This is a genomic window from Arsenophonus nasoniae (assembly GCF_004768525.1).
Taxonomy (GTDB): Bacteria; Pseudomonadota; Gammaproteobacteria; order Enterobacterales; family Enterobacteriaceae; genus Arsenophonus; species Arsenophonus nasoniae.
Genome location: NZ_CP038613.1, coordinates 540,459 through 555,975, shown reverse-complemented (window position 1 = coordinate 555,975; position 15,517 = coordinate 540,459). Strand labels below are relative to the sequence as shown.

The following is a 15,517-nucleotide window of genomic DNA, read 5'->3' as shown; positions in this document are numbered from 1 at the left end:
TATATCGTGAATATAATTCTGTAGCAATCAACAATAACAAAATATATATCAGTCAGATAGCATTTTCATTTATATAATCAGCCAACTTGCTATTAAGTGGTTATTTCCGCTAATTCAGCGCCATTTTTAGCACCAAATTTATTAAAAATAATTTTGTCAAAGTAAGTTGATTATTTTAAGATCTGCTATTAAATAACCTATAAATTATAATTTGTGACCTGAAAGGATATAGTAATGCTTGACGCGAAAAAAATAGAACAAGTTGTTCGCCAGATCAAAGATACCTTACCGCAAGGGATACGTGACTTAGGTGAAGATCTTGACAAAAAGCTACGGGCAACATTACAGTCCCAATTAGGAAAACTCGATTTAGTTTCACGCGAAGAATTTGATATTCAAACACAAGTTTTACTGCGAACCCGTGAAAAAATGATCGAAATGGAAAAACGCATCGAACAATTAGAAAAAAACCGTTAGCTAACGAAAACAAATATGAATAACAAAATGCCACGATACTCCTATCGTGGCATTGCTATTTTTTACGCCAAAATATTAATCATTTTTCATAATGGTATTAATGATATTTGTTGTAGACAGCCCTTGTTCAAAATTAAGTACTTTAACTTCGCCACCTGCCGCCCAGACCTCTTGGCTACCGGCAATATCTTCCGGCTTATAATCACCACCTTTAACTAATACATCAGGTAAGATTTCACTGATCAGGCGTTGAGGCGTATCTTCTTCAAATGGGACCACCCAATCTACCGAACCTAGCGCTCCTAATACGGTCATACGTTGAGCTAATGGATTAATAGGACGCTCATCACCTTTTAGCCGTTTAGTTGAAGCATCACTATTGACAGCAACAATCAACCGATCGCCTAACTTGCGCGCATTGGCCAAATAAATAACATGCCCGGCATGTAAAATATCAAAGCAACCATTGGTCATCACGATCTTCTCGCCACGACTACGAGCGGCAGCAACCGCATGCTTTAATTGCTGCTCATTCATCACCCCAAAACCATCATCAGCGCGACCATGGATGGCATTTTCCAACTCGATAGGTGACACCGTTGAAGTACCCAGTTTTCCAACCACGACTCCAGCCGCCGCATTAGCTAATACACAAGCTTGATGGAAATCCTGTTGAGCCGCCAACGCCGTAGCCAACACAGCAATAACCGTATCGCCGGCGCCGGTAACATCATAAACTTCCTGCGCTTGAGTCGGTAAATGTAAAGGCGGCTTTTCACGTTGCAACAGTGTCATCCCTCGTTCTGAACGAGTGATCAGTAATCCTTTAAGATCAAGGGAATTAATTAACTTCATCCCTTTCTGCTCAATTTCAGCATTGCTAGCACATTTACCAACAATGGCTTCAAATTCAGACATGTTGGGGGTTAATAAAGTCGCGCCGCGATAACGTTCAAAATCATTGCCCTTCGGATCAATAAGTACGGGTACTTGAGCAACATTTGCTAATGCAATGATCTGCGAAATTTGCGCTAACGCACCTTTACCATAATCAGACAGTACTAGTGCCCCAACATGTGGCAAAGCTTGCCGAATACGCTCTAGCAGCGGATTTATATCGACACTAGCAAACCCTTCTTCAAAGTCAAGTCGAATAAGTTGTTGATTATGCGATAGAATTCTCAGCTTAGTAATAGTAGGATGCGTTGCTAACGTGACAAAATCACAACATACATTAGCTTGATTTAGTTTCTCGGTTAATACTTCGGCAGCATCATCAACGCCTGTCAGCCCTACCAGACGAACATTAGCGCCTAAAGCTGCAATATTCATAGCAACGTTAGCCGCACCACCAGGACGTTCTTCTTTCATTTCCACTTTAACGACCGGAACGGGCGCTTCTGGCGAAATTCGGTTAGTTGCTCCATACCAATAGCGATCTAACATAACATCGCCGATCACCAAAATACTAGCCTGTTTAAAATCAGGGAGAGTGATTTTCATCCATACTCCAATTACAAATAAATTACCGCGATCAAGATTGCTACCAATAGTAACATAGCCCAGCTCTATCAATCATACTAAAAAGTATGGCCAGTCAATTCTATTTCAATTTAACTAGCATAAAACCATTTTTGCCAACTAAGCAGAACTTTTTCACGTTGCTGTTCAAACTGAGAGGCTAACACTTTACTGGGCAGCGCCTGTAATGACAAATGATGCAATGTGTCTCGCATTTCAGTATAAATCTTAATTAGCTGTTCAGCTTCCTCGCTAGACATTACAGCATATTCAGCTAACAAGGTAAAAATACGCACATTATCTGACCAACGCAGTAATGCGACATTGTCTGCGCAGTAACGTAATACCAGATATTGAGCAATAAATTCAATATCAGTGATACCGCCAGGATCAGTTTTTAAATCAAAATATGCTTGCTGCCGGTTAGCCTGATGCTGATACATTTTTTTTCGCATCTCAACGACCTGCTGACGTAATGTCATTTCTTCTCTTGGTATCAGCAGAGCTTCTCGTCGAATTCGGTTAAACGCTTGTTCTAATTGCGGTTCAGCAAAAACTATTCGCGCTCGGATCAAAGCTTGATGCTCCCAAGTCCAGGCTTGCGTTTTCTGATAATCCTCGAATGATTGGAATGTACTCACCAACATGCCAGATTCACCTGATGGGCGCAAACGAGCATCTACCTGATAAAGGATACCTGAAGAAGTTCGGGTACTAAAGAGATGAAGAATTTGCTGGGCGAATAGTAAATAAAACTGGCGACCTTCAATGACGCGTTGCCCATCGGTGACAACACCTAATGGGCAATCAAATAAAAAAACTAAATCTAAATCAGAACCATACCCCAATTCAAAGCCACCCAGTTTACCATAACCTACAACGGCAAAACCGGTTACTCCAACTGGTTGTTGAGATAGATGAGCAGGTTTACCATAACGCTTAGTTAATTTATTCCACGCCAGTTGTACCACTACCTCAATAATAGCTTCGGCCAAATAGGTCAAATGATCACTCACTTTCATAACCGGAAGCACGCCAGCAATATCTTCAGCAGCAATGCGTAAAAGCTGAGCTTGTTTGAATTGCCGCAATGCTTCAAGCTGCTGTTCATCATCATTTTCATCAATACGCAATAAATATTGGCGTAATTCATCGCGATAAGCAGTAACGGGTAATGGCTGGTAAAGTGAGAAGGGATCGATTAATTCATCTAGTAATAATGGATGACGAGCTAATTGCTCAGCAATCATTGGTGATGCTGCACAAAGACGGATCACATGCGTTAATACCTGTTCAGATTCTAAGATTAATTCTAAATAAGTAGTCCTACTAACTATACTGATAAGCAAGAGAATAATTCGTTGCAAAATCCGATTAATATCATCTCTATGATAGATTTTAGCTATCAATTTTGGCATTAATTGATCAAGTACCTCGCGACCACGGGGACCAATGGTTCGCTTAGCTAAATCCTGGCGAAAAAGCCATAACTGCTTAATAATATTTTGTTTTTTTTCGTCATTAAGCTCAACTAATAGGGTTTTCAGTTCACTTTCACTCGCAATTTGTTGCCAGAAATGGACAAAAAATGTTAACGAACTATCATGGTTTTTCTCATCAGCTTGACCAATTGTTTGCACAAATATGGCGTGAACATTTTGCATTCTAGCGGTGATTTGCTGATATAATGCCGGCCAATCATCAAAGCCCATCGCCCATGCCAGGCGCGCTCGATGTAAAGCCTGTTCAGGTAACATTTGGCTTTGTTGATCATTAATAGATTGCAATATATTTTCTGTTCGTCGCAAAAACAGGTAATTATCCGTTAATTGCATTACCTGTTCTGTTGTCAGCAATGAAAGCTCATCAATTGCGATTAATGTAGGTAACAAAGCCGGCGAGCGCAAGCGAGGTTCACGCCCACCTCGAATTAACTGAAAAACTTGGCCAATAAACTCTATTTCACGGATACCACCGGCACCCAATTTAATATTATCTTGCCAACCCTGGCGACGGACTTCACGCTCAATCATGTTTTTCATATTACGCAACGATTGAATAACACCAAAATCGATATAGCGTCGAAAAACAAAGGGACGCAACATATTTTTTAACCCATCGCTATAAACTGAGTTATCATCACCTATAATGCGCATTTTGATCATCGCATAACGCTCCCAGTCTCGCCCCTGTTCCTGATAATAATCTTCCAAAGCAGCAAAACTAAAGACTAATGGCCCACTATCACCAAACGGACGAAGACGCATATCAACCCGATAGACAAAACCATCTATCGTTTTCTGCGCCAATAAGTTAATTAATTTTTGACCTAATCGGGTAAAAAAATGGCTATTTTCCATCTGACGGCGTCCCCCTTGAGTAACCCCATTTTCAGGAAAGGCAAAAATCAAATCGACATCGGACGAAAAATTTAACTCTCCACCGCCTAACTTGCCCATAGCAAGGATTAGCAGTGGTTGTGGCAGTCCCTCTGGATCACAAGGTGTTCCCCAATTTTGACAACACTCCTCATACAGCCAATCTCTCGCCGCGATGATTAACGTTTCGGCTAGCTCACTCAGATGCTGCAATATCTGCAGCTTATTATTGCTATCATCATGGAATAGTTGTAACCAGGCGATCCTAATTAGCATTTGATGACGAAATTGCCTTAGGATCCGCTGCAACTCCTCCTCACCAGTAATATTAGCCAGCTGTTTGGTTAACCATTGATGATAATGTTGCCATTCGCCTATTTGCGGTGGCTGTTGACGTATGGCCACCCACCAGGCAGGATGGTTTTTGATCTGCTGATAAGCAAAATCGCTTAAAGCAAAAAAGGTTTTTTCTTGGGGCAATAACGGTAAAAGTTCCGGCACGTGACGCTGAAAATCATCTACCACCCATTGCGCCTGCTGAACCAATATTGATGGCAGCGATTTCATAAAATGCCTTTCATTAGGGTAGTGTCAAAGCCGTAAGCCATTGGGTAAAAGCCAGTTTGCAACGCAACCAATCCGCACTATAACAGACTACTTCCGGTTGAATATCTGTAGCCGTTAATAATACCGTTATTTCTTTTAATGGTAGTACTCGAATAAAATGGGGGACGGAATGCGCATAATGAACTAAAAATTTCTGTATTAAAACCAACAAATGACTTAAATTTTGTCTCGCTTGCGTTTGATCTTCTAACCAACACTCCTCATAGTGTTGCCAATACACTAATAACTGACGTAATCCCAGTTCAATTGGCATAGTAAACCAATTATAGTGTGACAAAGAGAGTTTAGTATCAACATGATCGCTAATTTGAACCAGTGAATAACCTCGTTCAGCCTTACTTTTATTAGCCAAACGCAATCCTTCAATATTAACAAACTCTTTTGCTAACGCTAAAAGCTCGATTAATGTGCCCTTTTTCAGTTCCAGTTCAATTTCCATAATAGGTTTTTTTAGCACCAGCATAAATACTACCTTGATCCAATACAATTTCAATTTCACTACCATGATAAGTTACCATCCATTTTTCACGAGAAAAATCGGTATAAAACAAGGTTGTTAATTGAGACTGTAAACGATCAACATTGGTATCTTTAGGCCATATTTCGGCCGGGAATGCTAAAAGATTTATCTCAGGTTTATGAATTTCCACATTGTATTCAGGCCGTTGATGTAAACCACCGATAACCTTGCCCGCGGTTTTTATCGTCATTTCGAAACGACCATCACAACCGCGGATCCTTAATCCCATATCCCAGCGACGTAATTGATGATCCACGGTTTCAAAATAGATGTTTGACAACTGATGTAAGGAGAAATGCGTATAGTGAAAGGATATGATTTTTTCACGGATCCGCTCAATAGCTTCTGGGAGAACCGACAACTTTAATTCAATTTCTAGATGACTCATATTTAGTCCAGATTTTCTGACATCTTCTGTCCCTAAGAATATACGTTTCAATTTTTATTTATACTGTTTAGGCTCATACTAAAAGTAGATTATTATTTTCTATTTATTCTGTAGTTGATAAACATGGACAGTCTTATGACTAACGATTGAAAAGATCTATAAGTTTAATAGAAATAAGCCCAAAAACGGCAACCAATGCGGATTCATTTCCCTTACCGCCAGCAATATATATTTTCTAAACAAATAATTCTAATATTGATTTAAGCTATATCAATAACTAAATACTAGCAAAATAACTGATAGAGAATTTTATTCTATGTTTTTGCCTGAAAATAATAAAAAATGAAATATTATTAATAATGGCAAATCAATTAAAAGAATCATTATTTTACTTTTTTAGATTTGCATCAATACATTTAACGCATTAGTATCAGCTAATAGCACTTTTTTTCACAGTTTGAAGATAGTTGAATACAATGAGAAAATTTCCTTTATTTATCCTAGCATTGATAGGATTTAACCTCTCAATGACGACGCAAGCAGAAGAAACGCTTTATGTTTCTGATGAACTCCCGACTTTTATCCACCGAGGACCCGGAACCGATTATCGTATTATTGGTAGCCTAAAAAGCGGTGATCAAGTTCAATTATTAAGCACAGATCAAGAAACCGGCTACGCTCAAATTCGTGATTATAAAGGACGAGTCGCCTGGTTACCCAAAAATCAACTTAGCCAAACACCCAGTGTAAAAGCACGTATTCCCTTGCTCGAAAAGGAAAATCAAGAGTTACGTGAAAAATTAACTAACATTGATAGTAACTGGAATAATCAAACCAGCGAAAAGCAAAGCAAAGTTGCCGCCAGCGATCAAATTATTGCTAACCTTACTGCGGAAAATGAAAAATTAAAAAATGAATTAATTCGCTCAGGAAAAAAATTAGAAATTGCGCAAATTAATCTTGATGATAATCGCCGTGAGCTTATTTTGCAGTGGTTTATGTATGGTGGTGGTGTTGCCGGTGCAGGTTTAATTTTTGGTTTGTTATTACCTCATATTATCCCACGACGTAAAAAACGTAATGATCGCTGGATGAATTGAAGAAAATAGCATGCAGATTTATCTTGTTGGTGGCGCGGTAAGAGATCAGCTATTAGGATTGCCAGTCTCTGATCGTGACTGGGTCGTGGTCGGCGCTACCCCAGAAGATTTAATCAAATTAGGTTTCCAGCAAGTAGGTAAGGATTTTCCCGTTTTTCTCCATCCCAAAACACGTGAAGAATATGCCCTTGCCCGTACAGAACGCAAAACGGGCGTAGGCTATACCGGTTTTTCTTGCTATGCCGCACCTGATGTCACAATAGAAGAGGATTTGTTACGTCGAGATCTGACTATCAACGCCATCGCCCAAACCGAAGATGGCCAATTGATTGATCCCTTTCATGGTGAACAAGACATAAAAAACCGCTTATTACGCCATGTTTCCGCAGCTTTTGCCGAAGATCCTTTACGGATACTTAGAGTGGCGCGTTTTGCTGCTCGACTGGCTAAGCAAAAATTTACTATTGCCAATGAGACACAATCATTGATGGAAAAAATGATTTTTAATCAAGAGCTTAGTACAATTAGTGCAGAAAGAGTATGGAGCGAAACAGAAAAAGCATTACAATCATCCGCGCCGGAAACTTATTTTCATGTCTTACATGATTGTGGCGCACTAGCTATTCTTTTTCCTGAAATTAATCAATTGTTTGGCATCCCCAGCGCAGCAGAATCACATGCCGCAATGGACACCGGAATACACACGCTGTTAACCTTAAAAATGGCGGCATTATTAACTGACAATATCGAAACTCGCTTCGCTGCACTCTGCCATGACTTTGGTAAGGCATTGACCCCGCCAGAACAATGGCCTGATCATCGGGATCATGCAATCAAAGCTATTCCCTTGATTGAGGCTATGTGTAACCGGTTACGTATTCCTAATAGAATGAAAGAGTTAGCTAAATTAGTTGCCCGTTTTCATCAGCAAATCCACCAAATTAACCAGTTACAACCTGAAAGTGTGATTAACCTCTTCAATCAATTAGATAGTTGGCGGAAACCAGAGCGCATCAATCAACTGGCTATTGCCTGTGAAGCCGATGCCCGCAGCTGGATGGGGCAAGAACATATCACTTACCCACAAGCTAAGTTTGTTATTGAAGCGTTTAAAATAGTACAACAAGTATCCAGTAAAAATCTGATTGAACAGGGAATTAAAGGTATCGCGATCAGAGATGCGCTTACCCAGCAGCGTATTCAGGCATTAACTGATTGGCGGCTGCAACAAGCCATTTTACCTATTTAAGTTAGCCTAAGCCGATTTTGTTCGCTCAATAATCACACCAACCTGTTTAGCCCGAGCCACGGCACCAGGTTTACAGACTTTAACTCGTACCCAACAGCTATTGAACTGATGTAAAATAATATCAGCAACCTCCTGTGCAACCCGTTCTATCAAGGCAAATTTTTGTGTTTCTATATGGTTTATTACCACATGGCTAACCTGAGCATAATCTAAACAATATTCGACTTGATCACTTTTAGCTGCACGCTGATTATCCCATCCCATTTCGATATCGAGTAACAGTTTTTGTTGGATAGTTTGTTCCCAATCATAAGCACCAATGGTTGTGAATACTGATAATTGCTCAATAAATATAATATCCATTTACCCTTCTCTCATGTTTTAATTTATCCCAATGAATACTATCCAGAGACTTATCTTTTATCATTGTGAAAATGACCCTATCATCACACATTTTAGTAAAATTTGCGGTAATAATAGAGAATAAAAAATTATTATGCTGCTAAATATTGCCAAAAAACCAAAAGGTTGAAAAAATAATTCACCACAACTTAAAAATAAACCTAGGATAGATATTTGTTAGTTTTACTAACAACTATACTGTATATTTTATTAATGTTCTGATATTACCATGATCTTCAAAACGCGGTATGCAAATAATATTTCGATAAAATACAAGTATTATTAATACCTTAAGTTAAAAAAGATCTTGATTATTTGGAGTAATGATATGAGTGCAATCGCACTTGGCATGATTATCTTCGCCTACCTCTGTGGTTCAATCTCAAGCGCCGTCTTGATCTGCCGATTGATAGGTCTTCCTGATCCTCGACATCATGGTTCCGAGAATCCTGGAGCAACCAACGTGTTACGTATCGGTGGTAAAGCCGCTGCTGTAGCTGTGCTTATTTGCGACATTCTAAAAGGAATGATCCCAGTTTGGCTAGCCTATTATTTAAATGTCCCTCCCTTTTATCTTGGAATTATCGCTATTGCCGCTTGTTTAGGCCATATTTACCCTATTTTTTTTCATTTTAAAGGCGGGAAAGGCGTTGCTACTGCTTTTGGTTCTATTGTCGCCATTGGCTGGGGCTTATCTGGCGTTATCGCGGGTACCTGGCTGCTCACTGTTCTACTCAGCGGATATTCATCATTAGGCGCTATTGTCACTGCTCTATTAGCTCCCTTCTATGTTTGGTGGTTCAAACCGGAATTCACCTTCCCGGTGGCGATGCTTTCATGTTTAATACTCTTTCGTCATCATGATAACATTCAGCGTCTATGGCGAGGACAAGAGAGCCGTATATGGCAAAAAATAAAGAAAAAAAGCGAAAAAACTGATAAAGAAATTATTCAATCCTCTAAAAAACAAGAAAAAAATGATTGATCATTTTATTAATTTTTATGCTTTAAGTTGATTTATGTAGCGATGTGAATGTTAACGGTGACAAATCTGCCAGCGGCCAACGCGCTTTAACAGTGATATCCAGACTGTCACTGACGCCATTTTTTAAACGGATCATGCCAGCTAGCGCTATCATCGCGCCATTATCGGTACAAAATTCGGGTCGAGCATAAAAAACCTGTCCGCCAATTTTTGTTATCGATTCTGCCATTTTCGCTCGTAAGGTGCGATTTGCACTTACACCACCGGCCATAACTAACCGCTTAATCCCAGTTTGCTCTAAAGCGCGTTTACATTTGATCACTAATGTATCCACAACGGCATCCTCAAATGCCCGAGCAATATCCGAAGCGGTTTGTTGATCCATATTATTATTACGAATGGTATTGGCCGCAAACGTTTTTAAACCTGAAAAACTAAAATCCAGTCCAGGGCGATCTATCATCGGACGAGGAAATACAAAACGACCAACCTGCCCTCGTTGGGCCATCAATGACAATGCCGGCCCACCCGGATAATCCAAACCTAATAATTTTGCTGTTTTATCAAAAGCTTCACCCACAGCATCATCAATTGACTCGCCTAATAGCTGATATTGACCAATCGCCATGACATTAATTAATTGAGTATGCCCACCGGAAACCAATAATGCCACAAAAGGAAATTCAGGACGATTTTCTTCCAGCATGGGTGCCAGTAAATGCCCTTCCATGTGATGAATTGCGATAGCCGGTACTCGCCAGGCAAACGCTAATGAACGCCCAATTGTTGCTCCCACCAATAAAGCACCGATCAAACCTGGACCTGCGGTATAAGCAACGGCATCAATATCACTGCCGGTTAAACCCGCTTGTTGTAGTGCCACTTTAATTAAAGGAATTGTTTTACGAATATGATCGCGAGAAGCTAATTCAGGCACCACGCCGCCATAATCGGCATGCAATTTTACCTGGCTATATAATTGATTGGCTAACAAACCTACTTGATCATCATAAATCGCGATACCCGTTTCATCGCAAGATGTCTCTATACCTAAAACACGCATATATTACTCACCACCTTCGCTAATAATGCAAGTTTATCACTATTTAGGTAAAAAAGGTGCAACTTCTCAGCAAATAAATAACTGTCTATCTGGATTAAATCAGTTATAATTAACATAAATAATTTGTATGGCTTATCCATTATCAGCTAGACTATGCCAACTATTTTTTCATTAAAAATAATTAATTGGCTGATTTTGTGCGTTTCGTTTTTATACAGCACTTTACAAAGCCCTACACATTGAAGTAAAATTCCGCACCATTTTGAAGAGAGCTGGCTATGATATTGCTAGCAAAAACCGATTTTTTTGAGGTGAAAGGCACATGCCGGTAATTAAAGTACGTGAAAACGAGCCATTTGACGTAGCGCTGCGTCGTTTTAAGCGTTCTTGCGAAAAAGCAGGGATATTAGCTGAAGTGCGCCGTCGTGAGTTCTATGAAAAACCAACGACTGTACGTAAACGTGAAAAAGCATCAGCAGTAAAGCGGCACGCTAAAAAATTGGCTCGCGAGAACGCACGTCGTACTCGTTTGTACTAATTGCTGCGGTTCAGCAACCGTAACAATTCGACAGCAGTGATTAAGTGATTACAAAAAGGCCGTGCTTCCTAATAAGAAGCACGGCTTGTTATCTTTCATCAATGAAGAGTTTATGGCTGGAAGAATTCCGCGTACATTTATCAATGACTTATTGGCTAGAACCGATATCGTTGATCTTATTGATACTAAAGTGCCGCTAAAAAAGCAAGGCAAAAACCATCACGCATGTTGTCCATTTCATAATGAAAAAACGCCTTCATTTACTGTTAATGGCGATAAACAATTTTATCACTGTTTTGGCTGTGGTGCCCATGGTAATGCCATTGATTTTCTGATGAATTATGACAAGCTTGATTTTGTCGAAACAATTGAAGAACTTGCTACCCTGCATGGGCTGGAAATTCCTTATGAAACCGGTAACAGTTCAAATCAAATAGAGCGACATCAGCGGCAAAATCTTTATCAATTAATGAATGAAGTTAATCAATTTTATCAACGTTCATTAAATAAATTAGACTCACAGAAGGCAAAACAATATTTAATACAACGTGGCTTAAGTGATGAAGTTATTCATCGTTTTTCTATCGGTTTTGCACCAACCGGCTGGGACAACCTACTCAAGCATTTTGCTAAACATGCTGAGAGTCATAAACAGCTAGATGCTGCCGGTATGTTAGTTACCAATAATAATGGTCGTACCTACGATCGCTTTCGTGAACGCATCATGTTTCCGATCCGAGATCGTAGAGGACGTGTTGTAGCTTTTGGTGGTCGTGTTTTAGATGATACATTACCAAAATATCTCAATTCACCAGAAACTGAGATTTTTCACAAAGGCCGCCAATTATATGGTCTATATGAAGCAACCCAAAATAATCCGGCACTTTCTAAACTATTAGTTGTCGAAGGTTATATGGATGTTGTGGCTCTGGCGCAGTTTGGTATTAATTATGCCGTAGCATCATTAGGTACATCAACAACGGCAGAGCATATCCAGTTACTTTTCCGAACAACAGATACGGTTATTTGTTGTTATGATGGGGATAAAGCAGGTCGCGAAGCCGCATGGCGAACGCTTGAAACAGCGCTTCCCTATTTGAGTGATGGCCGGCAGCTACAATTTATGTTTTTACCTGATGGTGAGGATCCTGATTCACTAATACGTAAAGAAGGTAAAGCAAATTTTGAACAACGAATGGATAAGTCACACTCTTTGTCTACATTTTTGTTTGATACATTGGTTGCACAAGTTGATTTAGCTAGTCATGAAGGTAAAGCAAAATTTAATCGTCTTGCTATTCCTTTAATCAAAAAAGTGCCTGGTGATACTTTACAGTTATATTTAGCACAAGAATTAGGTAGTTTTATTGGTATTCCTGATACTTCGCGTATTCTGGCTATGATTGAAAAAGGATTGGCTGAAAAAACAAATTATCAAGCACCAAAAATTAAAACAACAACCATGCGAATATTGATCGCATTATTGGTTCAAAATCCAAATTTTGTGAGCCTAATTCCTACTCTTGATGGCATTAAGCACTCACAATTACCAGGATTAATGCTGTTTTTAGAGTTAGTTGAGCTTTGTCAATCTCATCCTGGCATAACTACTGGTCAATTACTGGAATGCTATCGTAATAATAAATTTGTTAAACAACTTGAAAAACTGGCAACTTGGAACGATATAGAGATAGAAGAGATAGCGGAAAAAATGTTCAAGGATGCCTTGGAACATTTATTTATTACCGCACTTGATGAAAGGTTCGAATCTCTAATAGCAAAAGAGCGAACAGAAGGTTTAACCAGTGAAGAACGTGAAGAAGTTCGTTTAATTACTATTGCAAGAGTAAAATAGTAATCTTGAAAAGTAAAAAAACATCCGGCTTAAGTGCCGCACAAAGTAGGGCAAACGCCTGTAAGTTGCCATGATGTAAAGGGCATGGCACATAAAATAATTAAGTTCCCTTTAATTTTATTGTTGGCTGACTTGTTTTCGCCGACCAACACCAACCCAAATTATGAAGTGTGGATACCGTCTTATGGAGCATAACCCGCAGTCACAGCTGAAGCTACTAGTTACCAAAGGTAAAGAGCAAGGCTACCTGACCTATGCTGAGGTCAACGACCATCTGCCGGAAGATATCGTCGATTCAGATCAGATCGAAGATATCATCCAAATGATTAATGATATGGGCATTCAAGTGATGGAAGAAGCGCCTGATGCCGACGATCTTATTCTGGCAGAAACCGCCACTGATACTGACGATGATGCTGTTGAGGCTGCTGCCCAGGTATTATCCAGTGTTGAAAGTGAAATAGGCCGCACAACCGATCCTGTGCGAATGTACATGCGTGAAATGGGTACCGTAGAACTACTGACCCGTGAAGGCGAAATTGATATCGCTAAACGCATCGAAGATGGCATTAATCAGGTTCAGTGCTCTGTCGCTGAATACCCTGAGGCTATCGCGTATCTATTAGACCAATACCAACGTGTTGAAAAAGGTGAAACCCGCCTATCTGATATTATTATCGGCTTTGTTGATCCTAACGCTGAAGAAGATTTAGCACCGACAGCAACCCATATCGGTTCAGTGTTACCGGAAGAAGCCCTAAATGATGACGAAGATGAAGATAAAGACGAAGATGAGGATAGTGACGACAGTGATGAAAACAATGTCGATCCAGAACTCGCTCGGCAAAAATTTTCAGAGCTTCGTGAACAATATGAACGCACGTCCCTTGAAATTCAAAAAAGTGGCCGTAACCATGCTAATTCAATCGCAGAAATTGAGCAGTTGTCTGAGATTTTCAAACAGTTCCGTTTAATACCAAAACAGTTTGATTATTTAGTAAACAATATGCGTGATATGATGGAGCGTGTCCGCTCTCAAGAGCGCCTCATCATGAAACTCTGTATTGAACAATGCAAAATGCCGAAGAAAAACTTCATTACCTTATTCTCAGGTAATGAGACCAATGTTAATTGGTTAGCTGCGGCAAAAGCAATGAATAAACCCTGGTCTGAAAAATTAGTTGAAGTCGAAGAAGAGATACAACGCTCTTTGCAAAAACTACAACAGATTGAAGAAGAGACCGGTTTAACCATTGAACAGGTAAAAGATATTAACCGCCGGATGTCTATTGGTGAAGCGAAAGCGCGTCGCGCGAAAAAAGAGATGGTTGAAGCTAACTTACGTTTAGTTATCTCTATTGCTAAAAAATACACCAATCGAGGCTTGCAATTCCTTGATCTGATTCAGGAAGGCAACATTGGTCTAATGAAAGCGGTCGATAAATTTGAATACCGTCGTGGATATAAGTTTTCAACTTATGCAACCTGGTGGATCCGACAGGCGATCACCCGTTCAATTGCTGATCAGGCACGCACTATCCGTATTCCAGTGCACATGATTGAAACGATCAACAAACTGAACCGCATTTCTCGCCAAATGTTACAGGAAATGGGACGTGAACCCTCACCTGAAGAATTGGCAGAACGCATGTTAATGCCTGAGGATAAAATCCGTAAAGTACTAAAAATTGCCAAAGAGCCTATTTCGATGGAAACGCCAATTGGCGATGATGAAGATTCACATCTTGGTGATTTCATTGAAGATACGACCTTAGAGCTCCCCTTAGACTCTGCTACCTCAGAAAGTCTGCGTTCAGCCACCCACGAAGTTCTGGCTGGCTTGACGACCCGTGAAGCAAAAGTTCTACGTATGCGCTTTGGTATTGATATGAATACGGATCACACCTTAGAGGAAGTGGGTAAACAGTTTGATGTTACCCGCGAGCGGATCCGCCAAATTGAAGCAAAAGCGTTACGTAAACTACGCCATCCAAGCCGTTCAGAAGTACTGCGTAGTTTCTTGGATGAATGAAACGATTATTTATTTTTAGAATAGTAAAAAGCACCTATCTCGATAGGTGCTTTTTTATTGATAGCGATAATTAAGCAAACCGATCATTAGTAAAAGTTTTAGCCAGTGTAAATGCCCTATTAATATCAATAACAAAACGTTTCTTAAACACCATCGATCAAACTTTGCTGTCTGATATTTAATTATCCACCAACATAAACTCATTGCTAGTTTTATTACAGGAATGGCTGGTTTAATTGCACTAAAAACATCAATAATTATTACCCCAGTAGCTCCTACCTTGCAGTAATAAACCCGCTCCACGCAAAAAACACACTAAAATCTTTGGCTACAATAACAAAACACCACTCATTAGAGTGGTGTTGATTGGCTACTATCGCAG

The 15,517-nt window shown here is 39.7% G+C and carries 13 protein-coding genes; 7 read left to right on the top strand and 6 right to left on the bottom strand.

What is annotated here, in order from left to right; translation table 11 throughout:
- Positions 1-234: 234 nt before the first annotated feature.
- Complete coding sequence (ubiK, locus tag ArsFIN_RS02600; RefSeq protein WP_026821554.1) at positions 235-477, top strand: ubiquinone biosynthesis accessory factor UbiK; 243 nt, start codon at positions 235-237, stop codon at positions 475-477.
- A gap of 75 nt (positions 478-552) precedes the next feature.
- Here the strand turns inward: ubiK and hldE are convergent, their stop codons facing one another.
- The 4 genes from hldE to ArsFIN_RS28530 all read right to left on the bottom strand — a co-directional run bounded on the left by hldE (position 553) and on the right by ArsFIN_RS28530 (position 5,911).
- On the bottom strand, positions 553-1,980 hold the full coding sequence (gene hldE, locus ArsFIN_RS02595; protein ID WP_026821553.1) for a bifunctional D-glycero-beta-D-manno-heptose-7-phosphate kinase/D-glycero-beta-D-manno-heptose 1-phosphate adenylyltransferase HldE: 1,428 nt from the start codon (positions 1,978-1,980) through the stop codon (positions 553-555).
- Between the two features lie 110 nt (positions 1,981-2,090).
- A complete protein-coding gene (gene glnE / locus ArsFIN_RS02590; RefSeq protein WP_026821552.1) occupies positions 2,091-4,943 on the bottom strand; it encodes a bifunctional [glutamate--ammonia ligase]-adenylyl-L-tyrosine phosphorylase/[glutamate--ammonia-ligase] adenylyltransferase in 2,853 nt (950 codons plus the stop codon).
- Positions 4,944-4,956: 13 nt separating this feature from the next.
- Positions 4,957-5,466, bottom strand: a complete 510-nt coding sequence (locus ArsFIN_RS28535; protein WP_338023319.1) for a CYTH domain-containing protein — start codon at positions 5,464-5,466, stop codon at positions 4,957-4,959.
- Positions 5,432-5,911, bottom strand: a complete 480-nt coding sequence (locus ArsFIN_RS28530; protein ID WP_338023318.1) for a CYTH domain-containing protein — start codon at positions 5,909-5,911, stop codon at positions 5,432-5,434. The genes ArsFIN_RS28535 and ArsFIN_RS28530 overlap by 35 nt, the downstream gene beginning before the upstream one ends.
- A 476-nt stretch (positions 5,912-6,387) precedes the next feature.
- Between ArsFIN_RS28530 and ArsFIN_RS02580 the strand changes: the two genes are divergently transcribed.
- Positions 6,388-7,011, top strand: coding sequence for a TIGR04211 family SH3 domain-containing protein (locus ArsFIN_RS02580; RefSeq protein ID WP_026821551.1), 624 nt, complete (start codon positions 6,388-6,390; stop codon positions 7,009-7,011).
- A gap of 10 nt (positions 7,012-7,021) precedes the next feature.
- A complete protein-coding gene (locus ArsFIN_RS02575) occupies positions 7,022-8,260 on the top strand; it encodes a multifunctional CCA addition/repair protein (RefSeq protein WP_026821550.1) in 1,239 nt (412 codons plus the stop codon).
- Positions 8,261-8,266: 6 nt separating this feature from the next.
- Here the strand turns inward: ArsFIN_RS02575 and folB are convergent, their stop codons facing one another.
- The gene (gene folB, locus ArsFIN_RS02570) at positions 8,267-8,623 is read right to left on the bottom strand and encodes a bifunctional dihydroneopterin aldolase/7,8-dihydroneopterin epimerase (protein ID WP_026821549.1); all 357 of its coding nucleotides are present in this window, start codon (positions 8,621-8,623) and stop codon (positions 8,267-8,269) included.
- A gap of 367 nt (positions 8,624-8,990) precedes the next feature.
- On the opposite strand from folB, the gene plsY reads away from it, so the two are divergent.
- Entirely contained in the window at positions 8,991-9,647 is a 657-nt protein-coding gene (gene plsY, locus ArsFIN_RS02565) for a glycerol-3-phosphate 1-O-acyltransferase PlsY (protein ID WP_026821548.1), read from the top strand.
- 22 nt (positions 9,648-9,669) lie between these two features.
- On the opposite strand, the gene tsaD is transcribed toward plsY, so the two are convergent.
- Entirely contained in the window at positions 9,670-10,710 is a 1,041-nt protein-coding gene (gene tsaD / locus ArsFIN_RS02560) for a tRNA (adenosine(37)-N6)-threonylcarbamoyltransferase complex transferase subunit TsaD (RefSeq protein ID WP_026821547.1), read from the bottom strand.
- Between the two features lie 322 nt (positions 10,711-11,032).
- Between tsaD and rpsU the strand changes: the two genes are divergently transcribed.
- From rpsU to rpoD, 3 genes are all read left to right on the top strand, one after another.
- Positions 11,033-11,248, top strand: a complete 216-nt coding sequence (gene rpsU / locus ArsFIN_RS02555; RefSeq protein WP_026821546.1) for a 30S ribosomal protein S21 — start codon at positions 11,033-11,035, stop codon at positions 11,246-11,248.
- Positions 11,249-11,360: 112 nt separating this feature from the next.
- Complete coding sequence (gene dnaG / locus ArsFIN_RS02550; protein WP_026821545.1) at positions 11,361-13,103, top strand: DNA primase; 1,743 nt, start codon at positions 11,361-11,363, stop codon at positions 13,101-13,103.
- Positions 13,104-13,287: 184 nt separating this feature from the next.
- Positions 13,288-15,135: an RNA polymerase sigma factor RpoD gene (gene rpoD / locus ArsFIN_RS02545; RefSeq protein ID WP_026821544.1), complete on the top strand. Its 1,848-nt coding sequence runs from the start codon at positions 13,288-13,290 to the stop codon at positions 15,133-15,135.
- The last annotated feature ends 382 nt before the right edge of the window (positions 15,136-15,517 follow it).